Origin of the sequence: Streptomyces sp. NPDC127092 (assembly GCF_042722475.1) — a bacterium.
Classification (GTDB): Bacteria; Actinomycetota; Actinomycetes; order Streptomycetales; family Streptomycetaceae; genus Streptomyces.
Genome location: NZ_JBHXFE010000019.1, coordinates 1 through 23,459 on the forward strand (window position 1 = coordinate 1; position 23,459 = coordinate 23,459).

Genomic DNA, 23,459 nt, shown 5'->3' on the forward strand with positions numbered 1-23,459 from the left:
GCCCGCACCTCCGCGAGGTGCGGGCCGCTCGCTGGTGCCGCCGACCCACGGCAGGGGGAAACCGTGGATCGTCCGGCGTGAGCGTGTCCCATCGCTCGACACCCGCCTGCCCCGCCGACCGGGATCCATGCCTTCCGGTTTCCGGCGGGTGCCGGCGCGCGTGGTGGTGACCCGTTCCCCGGCGCGATATCCGGTGGCGCCGCCTCCCGTCGGCATGGCACGCTTCCCTCACACCGAAGGGGTGTAGCTCAGATGGCCAGAGCGCCGGTCTCCAAAACCGGATGCCGCAGGTTCGACTCCTGTCACCCCTGCCAAGGGCACGCCGGCGCCGGATCCTCGGACCGATCCGCGCCGGCCGCCCGTCCGGAGGCCGCCGCACTCCTCGATGCGCGACGTGAACCGCTCGACGTCGCCGGCCACCTCGCGCTGGACCGGCGGCCCGTCACAGGCCGCCCGCGCCTCCCCCGAAGGGCCAGGACATGCGGTAGTACTGGCCGATCTCCTCGCGGTACTGGCGGTCCGCGAGGTGCTTGTCGGAGACGAACTCGGGCGAGTCCTTCACCTGTTCCTTCGACAGGGCGAGGTGGAGGGTCTGCTCCTCCAGGTCGACGCGGGTCACCGCCCGCGCCGGGATGAGCACCTCCTTGCCGAAGATCCAGACGCCCGTGTCGACGACCAGGTAGGAGTCGTCCACCTCGTCGGAGTGCTTGTCCACCTTGCCGATGTGCCCGTCGGAGGCCTCGACGCGCCAGCCGGTGAGGTCGGTACCCGCCAGGTGGCCGGACTCGGTGCTGAAGGACCACAGATGGTCGGTCATCGCTGTCACTCCTCTGTCGCTGTGTTCCCGCAGGGCGCGGCGCCGGACGTGCGGACCGCCTCGGAGCCGGTCACGACCGTCCTCTTCGGTGACCGTGGGCGCCAGGGACGAACACGTCGCCGACGGATCCACGGCCGGCCGCTCCTCCCCCGCGGGTCGGACAGCGTCCGCGTACCCGGGTCTCCGGGGATCACTCCGCCGTCGCCGGAGACGTTCGGACCGGGACCCTCCGCGTCGCCCCGGCCTGCGGGACGGCCCCCGACCGCGCACCGGCGCATGATGGGAGGGTCACCGGGGTCCGCCGGTGACCGGCGGCGAAGGGCGGTGCTGTGGACGGCGACACCCTGGGCGCGGTCCTGGCGGACATGCTGGCCGCGTCCCACCGGCTCGCGCCCCGCGCGATCCCCCTGCTCGTGGCGGACGCCGGACGGCGGCTGGGGCTGACCGGGGCCCGGGTCTACGTGGCCGACCTGCAGCAGCAGGGTCTGGTGGCGCTCCCGGACCCCGAGCAGGCATCCCCGCTCACGGACGGCGACCGGACCGGGGACCCGGAGACGCTGCCCGTCGACAACTCGCTCGCGGGACACGCGTACCGCACCGAGTCCGTGCGGCTGAGCCGGCCGGACTCCGGCGGCGGGGAGCGTACGGGATGGTTCCCGGTCGTCGACGGCATCGGCCGGATGGGCGTCCTGCGGGTCACCGCGCCGGAGATCGACGCGTCACTCCGGCACCGGTGCGAGGCCCTCGCCGGCCTGGTCGCCATGATCCTGGCCACCAAGCAGCCGTTCAGCGACGTCCTGACCCGGACCATGCGCACCCGGCCGATGAGCCTGCAGGCGGAGCTGCTGTGGGCCTTCATGCCGCCCCGGACCATCGGCACGGCGGCGGTGACCTCCAGCGCCGTCCTGGAGCCCGCGTACGACGTCGGCGGGGACGCGTTCGACCACAGCCTGGCGGGGGACGTCCTGCACCTGACGCTGCTGGACGCCATGGGCCACGACCTCGCGTCCGGCGGCTGCAGCGCCGCGGCGCTGGCCGCCTGCCGCGCCACGCGGCACGTCGGCGGCGGCCTCGCCGACATCGCGGCGGAGATCGACCGCACCCTGGAGCGCTGGATCCCGGAGCGGTTGCTGACCTGCGTGATCGGCGACCTCGACACCAGCAGCGGGCGACTGGAGTGGATCAACTGCGGCCACCCCGCCCCGCTGCTGATCCGCGACCGGCGGATCGTGACCGGCGCGCTCGACAGAACCCCCCATCCGCCCCTCGGCCTGACCGGCTACGACGTCGGTCCCCCACCCGTCCACACGGCCCAGCTCCAGCCCGGCGACCGGCTGCTGCTCTTCACCGACGGCGTCACCGACGCGCGCTCCGCCACCGGAGAGCTGTTCGGCGAGCGGCGCCTGGCCGACATCGTCGTCCGTGCCCTCACCGAGGGTCTGCCCGCGCCCGAGGCGCTGCGGCGCCTGATCCAGCACATCCTCGTGCACCAGGACCAGCGCCTCAGCGACGACGCCACCACCCTCCTCGCCGAATGGCACCCCGGGCGCTGGTGAACCCCCGAGGCCGGTGAAACCCCGGGGCGCTGGTGAACCCCCGAGGCCGGTGAACCCCCGGGCGCCGGTGAACCGCCGGGCCGGTGAACCCGCCGGCGCCCGCGTACCCGTCAGCCGTCGCCGAGCGGCCGGCCCCGGGATCAGTCGGCCGGTGACCAGCAGGCGGTCACCCTTCCGCTGCCGGGGGACAGCCGCTCCCAGCCGCCGGGCACCTCGATCACCACCACTCCCGAGGTCGGGAAGCCCTCCCTCACCCGCTCCAGCAGGTCCGCGGGGCCGCTCCCGCACAGACCGGCGGCCAGCTCGTGGATCCCCGGGTTGTGGCCGACGAGGACCACGGCACGCAGGCCCGGGCCCCGCTCCGCCAGTAGGGAGACCAGCTTGCTCGGCGGCGTGTTGTAGAGGCGCTCGTCGTAGACGACGGGCGGCGGGTCGTCCAGCTCGGAGGCCGCGAGCCGCCAGGTCTGGCGGGTCCTGAGCGACGGAGAGCAGAGCACGAAGTCGGGCCTTGGGTCGTAGTCCGCGAGCCAGCGCCCGGTGCGGGGCGCGTCCTTCCTGCCCCGCTTGCTCAGTTCGCGGTCGAAGTCGTCGACCGGCCGGTCCTTGGGCACCGCCTTCGCATGGCGCACCAGCAGCAGCCGGCACCCGTCCGCGCCGTCGTCGCCGGGTGACGCCCGCCGGGATCCGGGCTCCAGGGACATGGTGTCTCCCTCCGCGCGCGTACGGCTCCGGGTGGTTCCGCATGCGGCTACCCCGTCGCGCCGGCCGCACGCACCGGCGCGGCGGCCCCGCGCCCCGCCGGTGGCACCCGGTCAGCCGGACAGCCGGGCGAGCGCGGCCAGCACCGGTGCGACGCCGTCCTCCGCGGCGAGGCCGTCGGCCAGCGCGCGGGCGCGGGCGGCGTGCGAGCCGTCCCGCGTCGCCCGGCGCAGGGCGGCGGCCAGGGACCCGGCGGTCAGGCGGCGCAGCGGCACCGCCCCGGGCGAGGTGCCCAGCGCGGTCAGCCGGGACGCCCAGAACGCCGCGTCGAACTGGACCGGCACCGGGACGGAGGGCACTCCGGCCCGCAGGACGGCGCCGGTCGTGCCCGCTCCCGCGTGGTGGACGACCGCGGCCGTCCTGGGGAACAGCAGGGAATGCGGCACCTCGCCGACGGTCAGGACGTCGTCCCCCTGGGCGTCGAGGCCCGCCCAGCCGCTCTGCACGATCCCGCGCACCTTCGCCGCCCGCAGGGCGGTGACGATCGCGCGGCTCACCCGCTCGGGATCGGGCACGGTCGCGCTGCCCAGACCGACGAAGACCGGCGGAGGCCCGGCGGCGAGGAAGTCCTCCAGTTCTCCGGGCAGCCGTCCGCCGGGCGCCTCGTGCGGCCACCAGTACCCCGACACCTCCAGCCCGGCGGGCCAGTCCCGGGGCCGGGGGACCACGAGTTCGCTGTAGCCGTGGAGCACCGGCCGCACGCGTCGGCCCCGGGAGCGGCCCGCCGCCACGAGCCCGTACCGCCGGGGCAGGGACCGCACGGCGTCGGAGAACATCAGCTCCACCGACGTCATGACGGCCCGTCCGCTCAGCCGGTTCCCCGCCGCGCCCAGGGACCGGGTCCCCAGTATGGGGGCGGGAAACTCCCCGGTCGGATGCAGCGGCTGGAGGTGCAGTCCCAGCGCGGGCACCGACAGGCCGTCGGCGAGGGCGTATCCGAGCGGCCCCAGCGCCCCGCCGACGAGGAGCACCTCTCCCTCGCGCGCCGCTTCCACGAGCGCCGCCGTCATCTCGTCGACCGCGCGGCGGGCCATCGACACGAGGCGTACGAGTTTGCCGGCGCCGGACCTCGCGTCGTGCAGCCGCCGGCCCCGCGCGGAGTGCAGCTCGGCGCGCGGGTCCACCGGCAACGGACGGAACCGCACCCCGGACCCCGCCACCAGCGGCTCGAACACCCCGTGCGTGGCCAGGGTCACCTCGTGTCCGGCCCGTACGAGACCGGCGCCCAGACCCGTGTACGGCGCGACGTCGCCGCGCGACCCCGCCGTCATCATCACGATGCGCACGCCGCCAGTGTGCCCCGGCGGGGACGCGACCACGCCGAGGACGTGCCCTCTTCGTCCGTCGGCATCCGGCGCGGCCGCGTCGATGACCACCTCTCGCAGCGAGGGCGCACGGCGGGACCGGGTGGCCGGTCATTTCGCCGATGTCTTCCTCCCGCGTCGCCCCGACAGTGACGGGGCCGGTCCGTACCGGTGCGCCGGCCGGCCCGCGGTCGGCGTCGCGCAGCCCATGCCATGACGGCACACGACTCGAGAGGACGACTCCGTCGTGAAACGACGCATCGCTGCCGCCGCAGCCCTGTCATCCCTGGCCTTCCTGGTGGCGCCCGCCGCCACCGCCGCCACCGCCGCGGACAATCCCTATCAGCGCGGCCCCGCGCCGACCGTGGCCTCCATCGAGGCGGTCCGCGGTCCGTACGCGGTCTCCCAGACCAGCGTCTCCTCCCTCGCCGCCATCGGGTTCGGCGGCGGCACCATCTACTACCCCACCTCGACGAGCGAGGGCAGGTTCGGTGCCGTGGTGATCTCCCCCGGCTTCACCGCGTACGAGTCCTCGATCGCGTGGCTCGGACCGCGGCTCGCCTCGCAGGGCTTCGTCGTCTTCACGATCGACACCCTCACCACGCTGGACCAGCCGGACAGCCGGGGCCGCCAGCTCCTCGCGGCACTCGACCACCTGACCCAGCGCAGCTCTGTGCGAGACCGCGTCGACGCCTCGCGGCTGGGTGTCATGGGCCATTCGATGGGCGGCGGAGGCACCCTGGAAGCCGCGAAGAGCCGGCCCTCGCTCAAGGCCGCCATCCCGCTCACCGCCTGGAACACCGACAAGACCTGGCCCGAGATCAGCACCCCGACCCTGATCGTGGGCGCCGACGGCGACACCATCGCCCCGGTCGCCACCCACTCGGAGCCGTTCTACGAGAGCCTGCCGGCCTCCCTGGACAAGGCGTACCTGGAGCTCAACGGGGCCACCCACTTCACCCCGAACAGCTCCGACACGACGATCGCGAAGTACAGCATCTCCTGGTTGAAGCGGTTCATCGACGACGACACCCGTTACGACCAGTTCCTCTGCCCCCTGCCACGGCCGAGCCTGACGATCGAGGAGTACCGCGGCACCTGCCCCCTCGGCTCCTGACGAGCCCGAGGTCCTCGCCACGGGTGCGGCGGGGACCTCGGGACCAGCCGTCCGGCCGCGTTCGGCTCCCGATGCCCCCGCGAAGGCCGCTCTCCCGGGGGCGCCCGCCCCGGACGGCTCCGGTTGTCCGCGTGCACAGCGGGCGGGCCCGAGGTGTGGGCCCCGACCCAACGCCTCCCTCTTTCCTCACTCCTTACCGGCCAGTACCGTGACGGCGTGAGTGGAGCGTCGAGGGTCGCCGCTGCTCCGCGGCTGTACGACCGTGCGTCCGAACTCGCCGCCGTGGCGGAGCTGTCGGCGCGGGCCGCCGAGGGGAAGGGCGCCGTCCTGCTGCTCACCGGAGGCCCGGGCACCGGACGTACCGCACTGCTGGACCAGGCCGTACGGGACTCCCGCATCCGGGCCCACCGGGTGGCCGCGCCTGGCGGCAACCGCGTTCCCTGGAGCGGGATACGCGCCCTCGTGTCCGCCCTCGCGCCCACCCCCTCGGCCGCGCGCCGTGCCCTGCGGGCGGCCCGTGGCCCGGGCGGCGTGCCCGGCGCCCTGGCGGCCCTGTGTCCCGGCACGCCGCTGCTGCTCTGCCTGGACGACCACCACCTCTGGGACGCGCATTCGCGCACCGCGCTCGACGCGGCCTGGCGTGCGAACACCGGGCCGTGGGCGTGGGTCGTCTCGTTCGCCGCCTACCACCGGCCCCCCGATGTGCCGGGTGCCCGGCTGCTGTCCCTCGGGCGGCTGAGCCGCGAGGGCGCGCGGAACCTGCTCGACGACGTGTGCCGGGTGCCCCTGACGGCGTCCTTCCGCACACGGCTGCTGGACGAGGCCGCGGGCCATCCCGGTGTCCTGACCGCGACGGCCGCCCGCGCCTGCGCCGAGCCGTTGGGCGGAGACGCCTCCTCGGGCCCGGCCACCGACGACGCCTCCCTGGCCGAGGTGTACCGAGGACTCCTCGACTCCCTGCCGGCGGAGTGCGGGCGGGTGCTGACCCTGGTGGCCGTCGCCGGCGAGCCGCATCCCGACGCCGGGCGGGCCGGCCCTGGGGCCGGGGGGCCCGGCGCCCTGCGCCCGGTCGGCGCGGACGCGGTCCTGGCGGTGGCCCGTGCCGTACGCGCGTCGCCCGAGGCACTCGACCGGCTGGTCGCCGACGGGCTCCTGCGCGGGACCCGGGAGGCACTCCGGTTCGACGACCCCTTCCTGCGGCGCGCGGTCCTGGGTACCCTGCCGCCGTCTCGACGCCGGGAGCTGTCCGCCCTCTTCGCCCCGCCCGGAGCCACGAAGGGGCGGGGTGCGGCGGGCGGGGACGAAGCCACGAAGGGGCGGGGTGCGGCGCCGACGCGTGTACCGCATCCCGGTGATCCCGTAGCGTCGGGGGAATCCGCGCCGGCGGACGTCGCCGCAACCCCGGCAGCAGCCGGTCCGGCCCGCGACGCCGGCCACCGGTCCGTTCGGTTCCGGGCGCCGGCAGGCGTGGGCGAGCCGGCCGGCGGGGCGCGGGGGCCGGAGGCCGTACGGGCGCTGCCCGGTGTGGTGCGGGGAAGGGCCGAACTCGCGCGCGGGCTGGCCGCATTGGGCGACGGGCCGGTCGGGGACGCCCATCAGTTGCTGCTCCTCGCCGCCTCGTTGCTGCGCGAGGGGGCACCGGAGGAGGCGTCGGACGCGCGGTTCCACGCCATGGAGGCGGCGTGGGCGGCCGGGGACCCTGAGGCCTGCGCGCTCGCGCTCGGCGGGAGCGGCTTCGGCGGCGAACGCACCGGATCCCTCACCGGCTCCGACGCCTACGCCGGCGCCGACGCGGTGGAGCGGGACTTCCGCGACGGAATGTGCGCCGCGCTCGCGGTGCGGCTGGAGGAGGCGCGTGCGCCGCTGGCCCGGGTCGTGGCCCGCGACGGCGCGTCCGACGAGCCGCGCCGCCTGTTGCGCGCGGGCGCCGCCGCCCTGGTCCTGGGCGACGCGCCCGCCGCCGTACGCGTCCATGCCCGCGCCCTGGCCACGATGCGCGGCACGGCCGGGGCCGTGCTGCTGCCCCGGGTCCTGGAGCACCTGGCCTACGCCGAGTTGCGGGCCGGACAGCACGAGCGTGCCGCCGCGCATGCCAGGGAGGGCCTCCGTACGGCGGAGTCCACCGGGCAGCGCAACGCGGCCGCCCACCAGCACGCGGTCCTCGCCCTGGCGGCCTCCGTCCGGGGCGACGCCCCGGCCGTCATGGAGCACGCGGGCCGCGCGCTCGGGACCGCCCGGGCGCACGGCCTCGTCCAGGCGACGACGCTCGCCGAGTGGTCGATCGCCCGGGCCGAACTGGCGGGCGGGCTCGCGGCGCAGGCCGCGGCGCGTCTCGCTCCCCTCGTCGGGAGGGGGCCGCGCGGCGGTCACTTCGCCCTGCGGATGCTCGTCGTCCCGTGCTTCGTCGAGGCCGCCTGCGCGGCGGGCCGGGAGGCCGAGGCCGGCAGGGCGGCCGAGGAGTTCGCGGTCTGGGCCGGGCTCGGCCTCGACCCCCAGGCGCCCGGCCAGCTGGCCCGCTGCCGGGCCCTGCTGGCCGGCGGGGGCGACCCGGCGGACTGGTACCGGGAGGCGATGCGGCAGCACGAGGAGAGCGGCAACGACTTCGAACGGGCCCGGACGCTCCTCGCGTACGGGAAGTGGCTGCGCCGCCGCAGGCGTCTGGTCGAGGCCCGGGGCCCGCTCAGCGACGCGCTGGTCACCTTCGAGCGAGCGGCGGCCGGGGTGTGGGCGGACCAGGCGCGGGCCGAACTGCGCGCGACCGGAGGTCCGGTGGGCAGGAGGGCCGTCCCCGGTGCGGTGGGCGAGCTGACCCCTCAGCAGCAGCGCATCGCCGGCCTGGTGGCGGCGGGGGCGACGAACCACGAGATCGCCGACCGGCTGTCGCTGAGCCCCCGCACGGTCGACCACCATCTGCGGAACGTCTTCGCCCGGCTGGGAGTCCGTTCGCGCGTCGAACTCTCGGGGCTCCTGTCCCGCACCACGGGGGACGGCCGCCGCTCCGAGCGGTGACGGGGGCCGGCTCCCGGGAGCACCGGTTCTCGCGGGTGCGGCGGGCGGGCTGTCCGGTCCCGCCGCCGGCCGGCCGGCCGCGGGGCACCTGCCTCGGCCTCGGCCGCCGACACGCCGCCGTCGCCGCGTCCTCACCGGCCCTCACCCGGCCGTCCGCGCGCCCTCACCCCGGCCGTCCCCGTGCCCACACCCCGCCGCCCGCGCCGTCACGCCGCCGTCGCCGCGACCGGTCCGACCGCACGCGTAGGCAGCCCGGCGCAGGCGGCGAGCCGCCGTCGCTCAGATCGTCGCCGCCTGCTTCAGCACGAGGCCGTCAGACGGAAGGCGTCCAGGGCCAGCGTCATCTCCGTGAGGTCCCTCGGCCGGGACAGGGACCGGGACGTCAACTGCTCCAGGCGGCGCAGCCGGTTGAAGACCGTGTTGCGGTGGCAGTAGAGCCGGGCCGCCGCCCGGCCCGCCGAGCCCTCGCACTCCAGCCAGACGTCCAGTGTCTCCAGCAGGATCGCGCGGTCGGCCGGGTCCAGTTCCAGCAGGCCGCCCAGGACGTCCGTCACCAGCAGACCGGCCAGCTCCGGCTGGCCGACCACCAGGGCGCCCGCCATCCGGCGGTCCAGCCGGACGATCTGCCGCGAGTCCGGCGGGCTGGTCCGCAGCGCCAGCTCCGCGAGCCTGCGTGCTCGCCCCAGCTCCGCAAGACCCGTCACCACCGGGCTGATCCCTCCGGGTCCCGGGCAGCGTCCGTCGAGCAGTTCGGACAGCGCGTCCAGACCGATGCCCTCCGCCAGCGACACCACCCCGATCTCGCAGTCCGCGCCCATCCGCCACAGGAACCGCGCACCCGCCCCCTGCACCCGCCGGTGGAAGGGCTCGGGGGCCTCCCGCCGGTCGTGCCGCAGCACCACCACCGCGTACCGGCCGTGCTCCGGCAGATCCAGGCCGGCCGCAGCCCGCGAGGTCACCTCCGGCGAACACCGGCCCTGCAGCAGCGCGTCGAGCAGGGCCTGGAGCTGCTCGTCGGTACGCCGCCGCAGCTCCCGCTCCGTCGCCCGGTACGCCTCCGACGCGGTGTCCGCCTGCGCGTCCACCGCCTGCCACACCATGGTCGCCGACTGGGTCAGCACCGCCAGTCTCGCCGGGAACGCCGCCGCGTCCTCGACCAGCGCCTCCCACACCAGATGACCGGCGTGCCGGTAGGCGTGCACCAGCAGCTCCAGCGGCATCCCCTGCTCGGCACGCCGCCGCCCCAGCTCGTCGGCGTGTTCCAGGTCCCGCCGCGGTGAGTCCCGCGGTGCCGAGATCATCTCGATCCCGATCCGCAGCGCCTCGTGGGCCTCACGCCAGTGCTGGTCGTACGGCACGATCCGGCCGTACGCCGGTTCGTACGCGTGCAGTTCCCTCAGGTGCTCGTCCACCAGCTCGGGCAGCCGCTCCAGAAGCGCCGTACACGCCTCGGCCAGCAGCTTCCAGTCATCGCCGGTCCGTGGTCTGTGCCGTCCCATGCCCGGAGGATGCCACCCCGTCCTCCTTCCCGACAGGCCCCTGACACGCGGTGTTGTGCGCGTGCACAACCCGTGCCGCGGCCCGCTGGTCACCGGCAGCGTTTCGGCCGCCGCACGTGGACGGGCGGCCACCGCGGTGCTGGGGTGATCGCCACTGAACGGGCCACGGAAGGGGAACCATGGGAGGGACCGGACTCGCCCTCGAGGTCACGGACCTGTCGGCGGGCTACGGACCGGTACGCGCCCTGAGGCGGGTGTCGCTCACCGTGCCGGAGGGCGCCGTCGTCACCGTTCTCGGCGGCAACGGCGCGGGGAAGTCCACTCTGCTGAGGGCTGTCTCGCGCACGCTGTCGTTCCACGGCGGGGCCGTCACCTCCGGCACCGTCGCCTTCGGTGGGCGGCCGATCGGCGCGCTCCCGCCGGACCGCGTCGTCGCCGCCGGGATCTCCCAGGTGCCGGAGGGGCGGCAGGTCTTCGCCCGGATGACCGTGGAGGACAACCTGCGGGCGGGGGCGCTGGGCGCGCGGGGAGACCGGAGGGCGAGGGCGTCGGCCCTGCGACGGGTCCACGAACTCTTCCCCGTGCTCGCCGACCGGTCCCGCCAGCGCGCCGGACTGCTGTCCGGCGGCGAACAGCAGATGCTCGCCGTCGGACGCGCGCTGATGGCCGCGCCGAAGCTGCTCCTCCTGGACGAGCCCTCGCTGGGCCTCGCCCCGCTCATGGCGGCCCGGATCGCCGACACGATCCGGGAGATCAACGCCCAGGGCACCGCCGTCCTCCTCGTCGAGCAGAACGCGGCGCTCGCGCTGCGGCTCGCCGACCTGGCGTACGTCCTGGAGGTCGGCGAGGTCTCCCTCTCCGGCCCGGCCGCCGAACTCGCCGCCTCCGACGAGGTGCGGCGGCGCTATCTGGGCGTCGTCGACGAGACCGCGGACGCGGTCGCGTCGGACACCGCCGTCGCGCACCCCGTCCTGGCGCGCTGGGAGGACAACCGATGAGCGAACCCGGCCCGGCCGCCGGTGGTCCGGCGAAGCCGCCCGCCGAAGCGGACGAGGACACAGCGCCGGACGCCCGGTCCGTGAAAGCCCCAGCCGCGCCGGACGCCCGGCCCAGGGAAGCCCCCGCCGCCGCCGACGCCCGGCCCGTGGAGCCCTCCGCCACGGCGTACACCCGCCCCGTGCAAGCCGCCGCCACGGCGTACGCCCCGTCCGTCGAAGCCCCCGCGCCCCGACGGTCGGCCGTACCCGCCTCCCCCGAGGTCCCCGTCCCGGAAAGGCCCGCCTCGTTGAAGGTTTCCGCCTCCGTCCCCGCCCTCGACGTCCGTGACGTCACCGTCCGCTTCGCCGGACTCACCGCCCTCGACGCGGTGTCGTTCACCGTGCGTCCCGGCACCGTGCACGCCGTCATCGGCCCCAACGGAGCCGGCAAGTCCACCTGCTTCAACGTGCTCTCCGGCGTCTACCGGGCGACCTCGGGAAGCGTCCGGCTCGGCCCGCACGAACTCACCTCCCTGCCTCCGCACAAGATCGCCGGGCTCGGCGTCGCCCGCATCTTCCAGAACCTCGCGCTCCCGCCGCGCGCCACCGTCGAGGACAGCCTGATGCTCGGCCGTCACCGGCTGACCCGTACGGGTTTCCTCGCCGCCGGGCTCCGGCTGCCCTCCGCCGCCCGCGAGGAAGCCCGCCACCGCGCCCGCGTCCGCGAGATCGCCGCCTTCGTCGGCCTGGAGAAGCAGCTCGCGCAGCCCGCCGGATCCCTCCCCTACGGGCAGCAGAAGCTCGCCGAACTGGCGCGCGCCCTCTGCATGGAGCCCACGCTGCTGCTCCTCGACGAACCCGTGGCCGGGATGACCGCCGACGAGCGCCGCCGTACCGCCGCCGTCATCGCCGGTGTCCGCGACAGCCTCGGGATCTCCGTCGTTCTCGTCGAGCACGACATGGGAGTGGTGATGCGGCTGGCCGACGCCGTCACCGTCCTCGACTTCGGCCGCCGGATCGCCGACGGCGCTCCCGGCGACGTCCAGAACGACCCCGCGGTCGTCCGCGCCTACCTCGGAGAGGAGACCGCCGGGTGACCACCTTTCTCGAACTCCTGCTCAACGGCGTCTCGTTGGGTTCCGTCTACGCCCTCATCGCCCTCGGGTTCGTGGTGATCTTCCGCGCCACCGAGGTCGTCAACTTCGCCCACGCCTCCCTTCTGCTCGCGGGCGGCTACGTGACCGCCGTGCTCCACGAGAGCATCGGTTTCTGGCCGGCGCTGCTGGCCGGGATCGGCGGCGCGGCCCTGGTCGGCGCCGCCGTCGAGTTCCTCGTCATGCGCCGCTACCGCGGCTCCGACCAGAGCGTCCTCGCCATCGTCACCATCGGCGTCGACATCCTCCTGGCCACCGAACTGACCCGCCGCATCGGCACCGACATCCTGTCGCCCGGCGACCCGTGGGGCGACGCGGTCGTCACCATCGGCCCGGTCACCCTGGCGCAGACCCGCATCGCGGCCTTCCTCACCGCCGGACTGCTCATCACCGCCTTCCTGCTCGCCTTCCGCCACACCTCCTGGGGCGTCGCCATGCGCGCCGCGGCCGAGAACCAGGAGACCGCCGCCCTCATGGGCATCCGGCTCGGCCGGGTCTCGCTCGGCGCCTGGGCGGTGGCCGGCGGCCTCGCGGCCGTCGCCGCGCTCTTCCTCACCGTCTTCCCGACCCCGGGCCTGGAGCGGACGACCTCCCTCGCCGCGATGAAGGCCTTCCCCGCCGCCATCCTGGGCGGGCTCGACTCCACCACCGGCGCCCTCGTCGGCGGCCTGCTGGTGGGGGTCACCGAGTCCCTCGCCACCGGCTACCAGGGCGATCTGACCTTCCTCGGCCGCGGCATCGGCGACCTCGCCCCGTACCTGGTGATGGTCGCGGTCCTGCTCCTCCGCCCCGCAGGCCTCTTCGGCACGAAGGAGCTGTCCCGTGTCTGACACGCTTCCCCGCCGTGGAGCGGCCGCCCTCGCCCGGTTCCGTGTCCACGGGTGGGCCGCCGCCGGGCTCGTGCTCGTCGCCTTCCCCTTCTACCTGGACCGGTTCTGGCTCCAGGCGGGGCTCTTCGCCATGGCGGCCGCGATCGGCGCCATCGGCATCAACCTGCTGACCGGAGCCACCGGCCAGCTCTCGATGGGCCACGCCTTCTTCCTCGCCGTCGGCGCGTACGGCTACTGCGCCTTCGCCGGCGACGGGACGGACGGGCTGACGGGGCTGGGCCTGCCCGGCTGGCTCGCCGCCGTCCTCGCCGTCGCCCTCGCGGGTGCGGCCGGCGGTCTGTTCAGCCCCATCGCCGGCCGGCTGCGGGGCGCCTACCTCGGCATCGCGACCCTCGCGCTGATCTTCATCGGACAGCACGTCCTGTTCAACGCCCACGACCTCACGGGCGGCTTCAACGGCCGCGCCGTGCCTCCGCTGAACCTCTTCGGCCTCACCTTCGACGACAGCGAACTCGTGATCGCCCAGGTCCCGTTCGGTGCCGCCGAGAAGCTCTGGTACCTGGGTCTCGTCCTCCTGCTCGCGGGCGTCCTCTTCGCTCGCGGCGTCCTCCGCGGCCGTCCCGGCCGGGCCATGAACGCGATCCGGGACCACCGGATCGCCGCCGGTGTCCTGGGCATCCCCGTGGCCCGCTACCGCGCCGCCGTCTTCGTCCTGTCGTCCATGTACGCGGGACTGGCGGGGGTCCTGCTCGCCCTGGTCTTCCAGCGCACCGTGCCGGAGTACTTCGGCATGCTCCTCTCCCTCGAATACCTGGCCATGATCGTCATCGGCGGTCTCGGTTCGGTCGCCGGGGCGGTGGTGGGCGGCGTCTTCGTCTCCCTGCTGCCGCAGCTCCTCAACCGGTACAGCGACGCGCTGCCCCTGGTCTCCGCCCCCGGCACGGGCGGGATCGCACCGGGGGAAGCCGCCCGCTATCTCTACGGCGCCGCCGTCGTCGCGGTGGTGCTCTTCCTGCCCGGCGGCCTGGTCCGGCTCGCCGCCCGGCCCCGCGGGCGAAACGCCCGACCCTCGCACTCCTCTGGGGAGGAACGATGACCCACCGACGCCAGGCCCCGAGAACGACGGCCGTCGCGCTCGCCGCCGCCCTCGTCGCGCTGACCGCCGCCGGCTGCAGCTCCAAGGCCACGTCCACCGACGGGGCGGGCACCGGAGCAGACGGGGTGAAGTCCGGCACGGGCGTCACCGACAAGACCATCGCGGTCGGTGCGCTCACCGACATGACGGGCGTGTACGCCACGCTCGGCAAGAGCGTCACCCAGGCGCAGCAGCTGTACGTGAAGCAGGTCAACGCGGCCGGCGGGATCTGCGGCCGGCAGCTGGAGCTGACGGTCCGCGACCACGGCTACGACCCGCAGAAGGCGCTCTCCGCCTACACCGAGCTGGAGCCGAAGGTCGCCGGTTACATGCAGTTCATCGGTTCTCCGTTCGTCTCCGCCGTGAAGCAGCGCGTCGACGGCCGGGACAAGGGGCTGGTGCTGCCGCAGGCCTGGTCGGCCTCGCTGCTCGGCTCCCCGTACATCCGTGTCCTCGGCTCCACGTACGACATCGAGACGATCAACGCCGTCGACTTCCTGGTGAAGGAGAAGGGACTGAAGCCGGGCGACAAGCTGGGCCACGTCTACTTCGAGGGCGACTACGGCGAGAACGCGCTGGCGGGGTCGACGTACGCGGCCGGAAAGGCGGGGCTGACGGTCGTGGAGCAGAAGATCAAGCCCACCGACAACGACATGTCGGCGCAGGTGGCGGCGTTGAAGCAGGCGGGCGTCAAGGCCGTCGTCATCAGCGCGGGCCCGCGGCAGGCCGCCTCTCTGGTCGGTGTCGCGGCGGCGGCGAAGCTCCTGGTGCCGATCATCGGGAACAACTCGGCCTTCGCCCCTCAGCTGCTGGGCACCCAGGCCGGACCGGCGCTGGAGAAGATGTACTGGTTCGCGTCTCCGAGCCTTCCGATCGGCGCCGACACCCCGGCCGCGAAGAAGCTCGTCGCCGACTACAAGGCCGCGTACCCGAACGACAGCCTCGACAACGGCATCGTGGCCGGCTGGACGGCGGCCGGCGTCTTCGGCGAGGCGCTGAAGAAGGCCTGCGACGCCAAGGACCTCACCCGCGAAGGCATCGACAAGGCCCTGCTGACCCTGAACGCGTACGACGCCGGATTCGGGGCGCACGACTTCAGCGACCCGAAGGCCCCGTCCTCACGGGAGTCCGTCATCCTCCAGCCGGACAAGTCCGTCCCCGGCGGCATGCGGACCGTCCGTGAGCCGTTCGTCTCCGAGGCGGCGAAGGGCTTCACGCCGAAGGCCCGCTGAGCACGTCGCCCCGCCCGGCGTCGTGAAACGCCGGCGACGTGAAACGCCTCGCCCCGTGCGACGCGGGGACCGCGGCCCGGCGCCTCATGGGGCGCCGGGCGGATCGCCTTCCCCGTGACCTCCACGTACGCGCGCCGTCCCGGCGTCCGGCCGCCGGCTCGCACCGCGCCGAGATGCGGAGATTCCCTTTTGGGGTGAACTGGTAGGAGGTGACCGCGCCTGCTGGAGATCACGAGAGGTGACCATGGGCGACCGCAAGGGTGTGACCGTAGGGGTGCTGGGGTCCTACGGCGGCAGGAACGTGGGTGACGAGGCGATCCTCACCGCCATGCTGGACCGCGTGCAGGGCGCGCGGCCGGACGCCCGCATCGTGGTGTTCTCCCGTGACCCGGACTACAGCCGGGGCGTCCGTCCGGACGTCGACGTGGTCGGCTGGGAGGGCGTGAGCCGGGAGCGGACGTCCGAGCACATGCGGGGGCTCGACGTCCTGATCCTCGGCGGCGGGGGCATCCTGTACGACACGGAGGCCCGCCGGTACCTCCGGTTGGTGCGCACCGCCCAGGGCCACCGCGTACCCGTCTTCACGTACGCCGTGGGCGCCGGCCCGCTCACCGACGAGGTCGACTGCGACTGGGTGCGCTCGACCCTCACCCACGCGGCCGCGGTGACGGTCCGTGACGAGGAGTCGAAGCTCGTCCTGGAGGAGGCGGGTCTCGAGCGGCCCATCACGGTGACCGCCGATCCCGCCCTGCTGCTGCGGCCCGGTGACGGCGGGGAGGAGCTGCTGAGGGCCGAGGCCGTGCCGCGCGGGGTGCGTCTGGTGGGCATGAGCGTGCGCGAGCCGGGGCGGGCCGCCTCGCACCTCGACGAGAACGGCTACCACCAGCTCCTCGCCCACGTCGGCGACTTCCTCGTCAACCGGCTGGACGCCCACGTCGTGTTCGTTCCCATGGAGCGTGACGACGTCCGCCACGCCCACGCCGTGGCGTCGCACATGGCCGACGCCGGTGCCTGCACGGTGCTGCGCGGCGCCTCCCGCCCGCAGCAGGTCCTCGACATCGTCAAGCAGCTGGACCTGGCCATCGGGATGCGGCTGCACTTCCTCATCTTCGCCGCGCTCGCCGGCGTCCCGCTGCTGCCCCTGCCGTACGCGGGGAAGGTCTTCGACTTCGCCCAGCAGATCGGCGCGCCCGCCCTGCGCGGGGTGGCGAGGGAGAACGTCGGCCTGCTGCTCGCCGAGGTGGACCGGCTGTGGGACGAGCGTTCCGCGCGGCGGGCCGAGACCGCCGCCCGGACGGCGGCCATGCGGATGCGGGCCGACCGGACCGCCGAGCACTTCCTGACCTATCTGGAGACCATCGCCCCGCCGCCCGCGCTGTCCGGCCGGCCGGCCGACACGGCGCCCGTCGGCTGATCCCCGCCCGTCCCGGCCCCAGGAGGACCCGTGACCTATCTGATCGCGCCTCGCGTACCCCGGCACGTGGAGCTGCCCGCGCGGCAGGCACTGCACGGGGGCGGCACGCAGGTGCTGGTCGTCGGCGGCGGGCCGGCGGGCATCGGCGCGGCCATCGGCGCCGCCAACGCGGGCGCCCAGGTCATCCTGGTGGAGCGGTACGGATTCCTCGGCGGCAACGCCACCGCCGCGCTCGTGATGCCGCTGATGAGCTTCCACAACGAGGTCAAGCAGGCCGTCGCGGGAGACACCGCCCGCCTGCTGCCGCCCGACCACGGCGAGGGCGAACCGGTCGTGGGAGGTGTCCTGTGGATGCTGCTCGACCAGTTGGTGCACGCCGGAGCGGCGATCCGCCCTTCGGTCGAGACCGGCTACACGGTGCCGTTCGACGCGGAGCTGTTCAAGCTGGTCGTGTACGACCTGCTGGAGAAGCACGAGGTGCGGACCCTGCTCCATGCCTTCGCCTCCGGGGTCGTCCCGCTTCCCGACCGCGCCCGTGCGGTGTTCGAGACGAAGTCGGGGCCGGTCGTCATCGACGCCGACGTGATCGTCGACTGCACCGGCGACGGTGACATCGCCGCCGCGGCCGGGGCGGAGTACGAGATCGGCCGTCCCGAGGACGGCTGGACGCAGCCCATGACGCTGATGTTCCGGATGGTGCGTTTCGACCAGGAGGAGTTCGCCGGGTACGCCCGCACCCACCCGGACCAGTGGAAGGGCGTGCACGGCCTGTGGGACCTCGTCCGGGCGGCCACCGACGCCGGCGAGCTGGACCTGCCCCGCGAGGACATCCTCTTCTTCGCCACCCCGAACGAGGGCGAGGTCGCGGTCAACTCCACCCGCGTCACGGAGGTGCTGGGCACCAGCGTCTGGGACCTCACCCGCGCCGAGTTCACCGCCCACCGCCAGATGGAGCAGATCTCCCGCTTCCTGCGCAGCCGCGTACCCGGTTTCGAACGGGCGTACGTGGCGCAGAGCGGCGTGCAGGTCGGGGTCCGCGAGACCCGCCGGATCATGGGCGAGTACGAGCTCACGGGCGAGGACGTGCTGGGCGCGCGCAAGTTCGACGACGCCGTCGCCCGGGGCGCCTACCCGGTGGACATCCACAACCCGAGCGGCCGCGGCACCGTGCTGCGGCGGCTGCCGCGCGGAGAGTCGTACGACATCCCCCTGCGGTGTCTGATGCCCCGGGGCCTGGACAGGATCCTGGTCGCCGGCCGGTGCATCTCCGGCGACCACGTCGCCCACTCCTCGTACCGCGTGATGCCCATCTCGATGGCCACCGGACAGGCCGCCGGTGTCTGCGCGGCCCTCGCGTCCACCACCGGCGGCCTGCCCCGCGACGTCCCTGTCCGCGCGGTCCAGGAGGAACTGCGCGCCCAGGGCGCCAGCCTGCGGTGATCAGCCCGCGCGGCAGCTCCCGTGCCTGTCCCTCACGCCCGTCCCTGCACGCGTAAGCAGTCGGCCGGCGGGCATGGCGGGCTGAGGACGGCTCGTCCCTTCCGCGGAGTTCACACGCGGTCCCGGGGTCGGCGGCGGCTGAGCACCCCGATGAGAGCGGCAAGGTCGGCGGCACCGGCCGGGTCGTCCGCGTAGCGGGTGGTCTGGAGAGGGCCTACCTCGGGAAGGACGACGTCCTCCCGGGCCAGGACATGGACCAGGGTCAACAGCGCGGCGCGGGCATTGCCGTCGGTGAAGGGGTGGAAGAACGCCACGTCGAGGTAGGCGCGGGCCGCGCGAGCCGCCAGCGGCACGTCCCGGTCGTTCGTCTCGCGCAGGCAGGAATCGAAAGCGGCCTGCGTGTCAGGCGTCAGACCGTAGCGCTCGCGGCCGGCCTTCGCGTAGGCGTCGCTCACGCGGAACGGTGCCACCGGCGCGGCGAGGACTTCGCGCTGCCAACGGGCCAGCAGAGCGAAGTCCAGCGGGGTGCGACGTGCGGCATCCTCCCGGGCCGCGGTGTACGCGGCGAGCAGGCGCTCGGCACGCACCGGGTCGCGCCGACGCACCGGCCCCTCGCACCAGGATCGGAACCCGTCGCGGTCGGGCGGAACCCGCTGCAGGGCGGGTGCGCGCTGCCAGTCGACCTCACGCCGCACCCGCCGCCAGACCGCAAGGCTGTCAGCAGCGGTCATGGAGTTCCTCCAGCGCCGCCCTCTCACGGTGGTCCCGGTACGGGGCGTGGCCGGTGAGACCGACGGCCAGGTCGTCACCGACGGATTCGATCAGCGTCGGTTCCGGGGTGACCCAGCTCCTGAAACGGCCACCGATCGCGCTCTCCACCGCTCGCGCCGCTTCGGCTCGGTCCATGCCGGTACTGCTGAGAAACCAGGTGAGGACGATCGAAGCCTGTCCGTACCAGCCGCCCTCCGCGCCCGAGTCCAGCGCGTGGGTCACGAGACGGACGCAGGCTCGCTCCAGGTGCCAGCTGCGGTCCTCGGGTGAGGCATGCGGCGGCGGCGCCAGTTCGGCGAAGCGCTGTGCCGTTCGCTCCAACCACTCCCGCCACTCCAACAGCGCGGACACGACGCGTTCCGCGGTCTCGTCGGGGGTCGTCACACAGCTCGGCCCGCTGACCCAGCTACCGATCGGCCCGCCGTCGCGGTAGCACCAGCGCCATCCCCAGGCCCAGGTGCCGTACCGCTCCCGAATGACGGCGTCCACCTGCCATTCACACCAGCGTTCGCCCGCCCACCAGCCGGCCATGCCGGAGAGCACGGGTGGCACCCACTCGCGGACGAGAGAGCGGAGACGGGCTTCCTCGTCCTCGTCCCAGACGAACGGGCGGCGGGCAGGGTCCAGGTCCTCCCAGTCCCGAATGCCGTCGTAGGTGACCGGAGGCACACGGTTGGCGGGGAAGGGCAGGGTGTCAAGGTTGTACGTCAGCGCTGGGCCACTCTTCCTGTCCGATGTGATCGCCCCTCAGTCTCGGCTCAGCGCCCTTGGGCCGCGAACGTTTTTCCGGACCGCACCCCGTGCGGCCACCCGTGCAGAACACCGCACCGCCGCCCGGCCGGCCGGCGCCGGCAGCGCCTCCGCCGATGCCCACGCCCGCCGGCAGGCCGTCGTCCGATCCGGCGATGGCACAGCAGGCGTCGCACCGGGACCGCAGCCGGGTCCTGGCGTCGTGGCCTTCGCGGACGGTCCGTTCGTCGAGGGCTATCCTGCTCGTCCGGTCGGGGAGCGACGCGGGTGCCGGGATCATCCCGGCGCCTGGTGAGTTCGTCGTCCGGCTGGGTAGGTGGAGGGTCGCGGCGCGAGCCGCGTGATCCGTCGGGACGGCTTGCCGCCCCTGTTCGACACGACGCGGAAGGGTGCAACCGCATGCGAGGGCAGGACCCGGGGTCGGCCACGCTGCCAGGCGGGGCGCCCGTCGTCGGAGACCTCGGCGGCTACGTGGTGGACGAGGCCGGGCGGATCGTCTCGGTCAACCACTGCGGCCTGGCGCTGCTGCGCCTCACCCCTGAGGCGGCGGTCGGGCACGACCACCACGAGCTGCTGCACCGCGACCCCGACGGGCACGTCCGCCCCCGGGCGCTGTGCCCGATCATGGACGCGGTCCTGTCCCAGGCGGCCGGCAGCGGGGCGGGCGTGTGCTTCCTGCGCGGCGACGGCCTGCTGCTGCCGGTCCACTGGACCGCCACCCCCTACCCGGTCGGCAACGGCGCGGGCACCCTGGTGCTGTTCCACCCCGGCCCGGTCGACGTGTCGACGGGCACCCAGGGCACGTTGCAGGAGTTCGACCGTCTCGCCCTGCTCGCGGAGACCACCACCTCGCTGACCTCGACGATGAACGAGGAGGAGACGGTCGACCGGCTGGCGCGTCTGGTCCTCCCCCGGCTGGCCGACTGGATGGTGGTCGACCTGAAGGCCGACAGCGGCGACATCCGGCGCAGCCACGTGGTCGAGCACCAGGCCGGCCGCCTCGTCCGGCACCCGGAGCTCGAAGGGCCGATCCCCGCCGTCACGGCCCAGTCCCGGCTGCCGCTGTCGCGGGCCCTGCGGGGCAGCGGCGCTTCCCTGGCCGGGCCGGAGGTCTACCAGGGCGAGCCCGACTCCGGCATCGCCGTCGTCCAGCACGAGCTGTTCGCCGCCACCCGCATGCACTCGGCCGTCATCGCCCCCATCCGCGGCCCCCGCGAGGTGCTCGGCGCGCTCACGCTGGGGCGCGGCACCAACCTCGTACCGTTCACCGGCCGCGACCTGGCGCTGCTGGAGGACATCGCACGACGCGCCGGTGTCGCCCTCTCCAACGCCCGCCTCTACCAGCGCCAGCGCCGGGTCTCCGAGACGATGCAGCGCCACCTGCTGCCCCGCCTGCCCGAGGTGCCGGGGGTCGAACTCCACGCGAGCTATCTGTCCGCCCCGGACGCCTCGCAGGTCGGCGGCGACTGGTACGACGCGTTCACGCTCCCCGACGACACCACCGGTCTGGTCATCGGCGACGTGGCCGGGCACGACCTCGAAGCGGCCGCCCGCATGGCGCAGTTGCGCAACATGCTCCACGCCCTGGCATGGTCCGAGCCCGACCCGCCCAGTGCGGTCGGCCGGCTCGACCAGGTGATGGCCCGCACCACCGACCTGTCGACCGCCACCCTCGTGCTGGGCCGCCTCTCCTCCACCGGGCAGGCCGGCTGGACCTGGGAGTGGACCAACGCCGGCCACCCGCCGCCCCTGCTGATCGCCGCCGACGGACGCGCCGAATACCTGCACACCACAGGGAGCGTGCTGCTCGGCATCGGGACTCCCGTGACCCGGGGGCGGGGCTCCGTCCTGCTGCCTCCCGGTTCGACGCTGCTGCTCTACACCGACGGTCTCATCGAGTCCCGCGCCCTCGGCGTCGAGCCCGGCCTCGCCCGGCTCCGCCGCCATGCCGGGGCTCTGGCCCACCACAGTCTCGGCGTGATCTGCGAACGGCTCATCGACGAGGTCCGCCCGTCGGACAACGACGACGACGTCGCCCTGCTCGCCGTCCGCGTCCCCGGCGCGCGCTGACGGCGGCTACAAGCCCGCCGCCCTCTTCCGCCGGACTCTGCGAGACGGCACACGGCGCGCCGCCCGGCGATTCATGCCGCCGCGGGCCTGGGCGGCGCAGCGATCGCCGGGCCGACGACCGTCAGGGAGATCCCCAGGCCCTCGCAGAGCCGGCGGGTGCGGGCGAGCGCGCTGAGGGAGGCCGGGGACGGATCGGCGGTCGGCAGCTGCAGCCGGACGTGCCGCGGGCGATGGCTGAAGAGGAGCTGCTCGATGTGCATCACCGCCGCCGCGCGGCTGGGGATGTCCAGATCACGCACCAACGCCATGTGCAGCAGCCCGTCTTCCCTCACGTGCCTGATGAGCATGGCTCCTCCTCCCACACCGCAGTGCCCACCCCCTGCCGGAGGACGCTCTGCTTGAGAGCACGACAGAGGGTGGTACGCCCATTATCGCCCGAAGAGTGGACAAGCACCGCACAACAGGCCGCGGCCCGCGGCAGCACGACGGCCTCCGCGCGCCCCCTCCGGCTGCCGGCCCGGCTCGCGTCGAACCCGTACGGCGCCGGCGCCTCACCCGAACGCGGGCAACTGCTCGCCCCCGGGGAGATCATTCCCTACGGTCGGAGAGAATCACCTGCGGTGAGCGGGCCGCCACCTGGCGCTTCGGGTCGCGGTGCGCGTTCTTCCGCAAAGCCCGGCGGCCGGCGCACAGCCGGCCTGCGAGGCCACGGACGGCGGCGCGGAAGTCCGCCGCGTCTCAGACGGTGAGAGCGGTGGACAGGGCCACGTGACGCCATCGGTCGAGTTCGCGCCGCACGAGCTCCAGCTTCGCCTCGACGCGTTCGACCGCGTCCGCGCCCAGCTGCAGGCGCAGCGGCGGCTCGGCGGCCTCGGTGAGGTCGACGACGGCCTTGGCCGCCTTCACCGGGTCACCCGGCTGGCGGCCGTCGTTGTGGGCCAGTGCCTCCCGCACCGGTCCCGCGCCGGCGGCGTAGTCGGCGATGGCGGCCGGTTCGACGCGAAGGCTGGAGTCGTGGAGGAAGTCGGTGCGAAGGCCGCCCGGCTCCACGATCGTGACGCGCACCCCGAGCGGTGCCAGTTCGCCGTGCAGTGCCTCGGAGATGCCCTCCAGGGCGAACTTCGAGGCGCCGTACAGACCCACCGCCGGCGCGGTGGCGAAGCCGCCGACGGAGCCGATGTTCAGGATGTGTCCGGATCGCTGGGCCCGCAGGGTCGGGAGGGTCGCCCGCAGGGTGTTGAGCACGCCGAAGACGTTGACGTCGAACAGTGCCCGGGCCGCCTCGTCGGAGGTCTCCTCGACCGCGCCCACGAGGCCGTACCCGGCGTTGTTGACCACGACGTCGATCCGGCCGAACTCCGCCAGGCCCGCCTCCACCGCCGCGGCCAGCTGCTCCGGTTCGGTGACGTCCGCGTTCACCGCCAGCAGTCCGTCCGGCTTCCGCGGGTACGCGCGCAGCACGGCGGACCGGTCCCTCGCCGTGACCACCACGCGATGTCCGCGGTCCAGCGCCTCACGAGTGATCTCCGCGCCGAGCCCGCGCGAGGCACCGGTGACGAACCACACGCCCATGTTCTCTCCCCTACCGCCGTTGTCCGATGGCCCCTGTGGCCGACGACAACGAC

The 23,459-nt window shown here is 74.3% G+C and carries 19 protein-coding genes and 1 tRNA gene; 12 read left to right on the plus strand and 8 right to left on the minus strand.

The annotated features are described in order from the left end of the window. Positions 1–237: 237 nt before the first annotated feature. Positions 238–314, plus strand: a tRNA-Trp gene (locus tag ACFWJO_RS17520). Between the two features lie 128 nt (positions 315–442). Here the strand turns inward: ACFWJO_RS17520 and ACFWJO_RS17525 are convergent. Next, on the minus strand, positions 443–817 hold the full coding sequence (locus ACFWJO_RS17525; RefSeq protein ID WP_386865980.1) for a PRC-barrel domain containing protein: 375 nt from the start codon (positions 815–817) through the stop codon (positions 443–445). A 329-nt stretch (positions 818–1,146) separates the two neighbouring features. Here ACFWJO_RS17525 and ACFWJO_RS17530 point away from each other — a divergent pair, with 329 nt between their 5' ends. Beyond that, entirely contained in the window at positions 1,147–2,373 is a 1,227-nt protein-coding gene (locus ACFWJO_RS17530; RefSeq protein ID WP_386865982.1) for a PP2C family protein-serine/threonine phosphatase, read from the plus strand. A gap of 140 nt (positions 2,374–2,513) precedes the next feature. Here the strand turns inward: ACFWJO_RS17530 and ACFWJO_RS17535 are convergent, their stop codons facing one another. Together ACFWJO_RS17535 and ACFWJO_RS17540 are read right to left on the minus strand one after the other, a co-directional pair. Further along, positions 2,514–3,074 carry a SixA phosphatase family protein gene (locus ACFWJO_RS17535; RefSeq protein WP_386865984.1) on the minus strand — a complete coding sequence of 187 codons (561 nt, stop codon included), beginning with the start codon at positions 3,072–3,074 and terminating at the stop codon, positions 2,514–2,516. Positions 3,075–3,185: 111 nt separating this feature from the next. Continuing rightward, a complete protein-coding gene (locus ACFWJO_RS17540) occupies positions 3,186–4,418 on the minus strand; it encodes a glycosyltransferase (protein ID WP_386865986.1) in 1,233 nt (410 codons plus the stop codon). A gap of 265 nt (positions 4,419–4,683) precedes the next feature. Between ACFWJO_RS17540 and ACFWJO_RS17545 the strand changes: the two genes are divergently transcribed. Continuing rightward, positions 4,684–5,553: an alpha/beta hydrolase family protein gene (locus tag ACFWJO_RS17545; RefSeq protein WP_386865988.1), complete on the plus strand. Its 870-nt coding sequence runs from the start codon at positions 4,684–4,686 to the stop codon at positions 5,551–5,553. Positions 5,554–5,769: 216 nt separating this feature from the next. Next, positions 5,770–8,562 carry a LuxR C-terminal-related transcriptional regulator gene (locus ACFWJO_RS17550; protein WP_386865990.1) on the plus strand — a complete coding sequence of 931 codons (2,793 nt, stop codon included), beginning with the start codon at positions 5,770–5,772 and terminating at the stop codon, positions 8,560–8,562. Between the two features lie 299 nt (positions 8,563–8,861). Here ACFWJO_RS17550 and ACFWJO_RS17555 read toward each other — a convergent pair whose 3' ends face one another. Next, positions 8,862–10,061, minus strand: a complete 1,200-nt coding sequence (locus ACFWJO_RS17555) for a PucR family transcriptional regulator (protein ID WP_386865991.1) — start codon at positions 10,059–10,061, stop codon at positions 8,862–8,864. Positions 10,062–10,240: 179 nt separating this feature from the next. On the opposite strand from ACFWJO_RS17555, the gene ACFWJO_RS17560 reads away from it, so the two are divergent. The 7 genes from ACFWJO_RS17560 (at position 10,241) to ACFWJO_RS17590 (ending at position 18,243) form a co-directional block, all read left to right on the plus strand. Continuing rightward, positions 10,241–11,059: an ABC transporter ATP-binding protein gene (locus tag ACFWJO_RS17560; RefSeq protein WP_386865992.1), complete on the plus strand. Its 819-nt coding sequence runs from the start codon at positions 10,241–10,243 to the stop codon at positions 11,057–11,059. A gap of 287 nt (positions 11,060–11,346) precedes the next feature. After that, positions 11,347–12,135, plus strand: a complete 789-nt coding sequence (locus tag ACFWJO_RS17565) for an ABC transporter ATP-binding protein (RefSeq protein WP_386866197.1) — start codon at positions 11,347–11,349, stop codon at positions 12,133–12,135. Beyond that, positions 12,132–13,022: a branched-chain amino acid ABC transporter permease gene (locus tag ACFWJO_RS17570; RefSeq protein ID WP_386865994.1), complete on the plus strand. Its 891-nt coding sequence runs from the start codon at positions 12,132–12,134 to the stop codon at positions 13,020–13,022. The genes ACFWJO_RS17565 and ACFWJO_RS17570 overlap by 4 nt, the downstream gene beginning before the upstream one ends. After that, positions 13,015–14,118 (plus strand): branched-chain amino acid ABC transporter permease, encoded by a 1,104-nt coding sequence (locus ACFWJO_RS17575; RefSeq protein ID WP_386865995.1) that lies wholly within the window; start codon positions 13,015–13,017, stop codon positions 14,116–14,118. The genes ACFWJO_RS17570 and ACFWJO_RS17575 overlap by 8 nt, the downstream gene beginning before the upstream one ends. Beyond that, positions 14,115–15,389, plus strand: a complete 1,275-nt coding sequence (locus tag ACFWJO_RS17580; protein WP_386865997.1) for an ABC transporter substrate-binding protein — start codon at positions 14,115–14,117, stop codon at positions 15,387–15,389. Before ACFWJO_RS17575 ends, ACFWJO_RS17580 begins: the two co-directional genes overlap by 4 nt. A 244-nt stretch (positions 15,390–15,633) precedes the next feature. Continuing rightward, on the plus strand, positions 15,634–16,803 hold the full coding sequence (locus ACFWJO_RS17585) for a polysaccharide pyruvyl transferase family protein (RefSeq protein WP_386865999.1): 1,170 nt from the start codon (positions 15,634–15,636) through the stop codon (positions 16,801–16,803). 30 nt (positions 16,804–16,833) lie between these two features. Continuing rightward, positions 16,834–18,243: an FAD-dependent oxidoreductase gene (locus ACFWJO_RS17590; RefSeq protein ID WP_386866001.1), complete on the plus strand. Its 1,410-nt coding sequence runs from the start codon at positions 16,834–16,836 to the stop codon at positions 18,241–18,243. 110 nt (positions 18,244–18,353) lie between these two features. Here the strand turns inward: ACFWJO_RS17590 and ACFWJO_RS17595 are convergent, their stop codons facing one another. Both ACFWJO_RS17595 and ACFWJO_RS17600 read right to left on the minus strand, forming a co-directional pair. Next, on the minus strand, positions 18,354–18,974 hold the full coding sequence (locus ACFWJO_RS17595; protein WP_386866003.1) for a Fic family protein: 621 nt from the start codon (positions 18,972–18,974) through the stop codon (positions 18,354–18,356). Further along, positions 18,961–19,683, minus strand: a complete 723-nt coding sequence (locus ACFWJO_RS17600) for a hypothetical protein (RefSeq protein ID WP_386866005.1) — start codon at positions 19,681–19,683, stop codon at positions 18,961–18,963. The genes ACFWJO_RS17595 and ACFWJO_RS17600 overlap by 14 nt, the downstream gene beginning before the upstream one ends. 480 nt (positions 19,684–20,163) lie before the next feature. On the opposite strand from ACFWJO_RS17600, the gene ACFWJO_RS17605 reads away from it, so the two are divergent. After that, on the plus strand, positions 20,164–21,834 hold the full coding sequence (locus ACFWJO_RS17605; RefSeq protein WP_386866007.1) for a SpoIIE family protein phosphatase: 1,671 nt from the start codon (positions 20,164–20,166) through the stop codon (positions 21,832–21,834). Positions 21,835–21,905: 71 nt separating this feature from the next. Here ACFWJO_RS17605 and ACFWJO_RS17610 read toward each other — a convergent pair whose 3' ends face one another. Continuing rightward, positions 21,906–22,181 (minus strand): hypothetical protein, encoded by a 276-nt coding sequence (locus ACFWJO_RS17610; protein ID WP_386866009.1) that lies wholly within the window; start codon positions 22,179–22,181, stop codon positions 21,906–21,908. Between the two features lie 391 nt (positions 22,182–22,572). Next, complete coding sequence (locus tag ACFWJO_RS17615) at positions 22,573–23,406, minus strand: oxidoreductase (protein WP_386866011.1); 834 nt, start codon at positions 23,404–23,406, stop codon at positions 22,573–22,575. Positions 23,407–23,459: the final 53 nt, after the last annotated feature.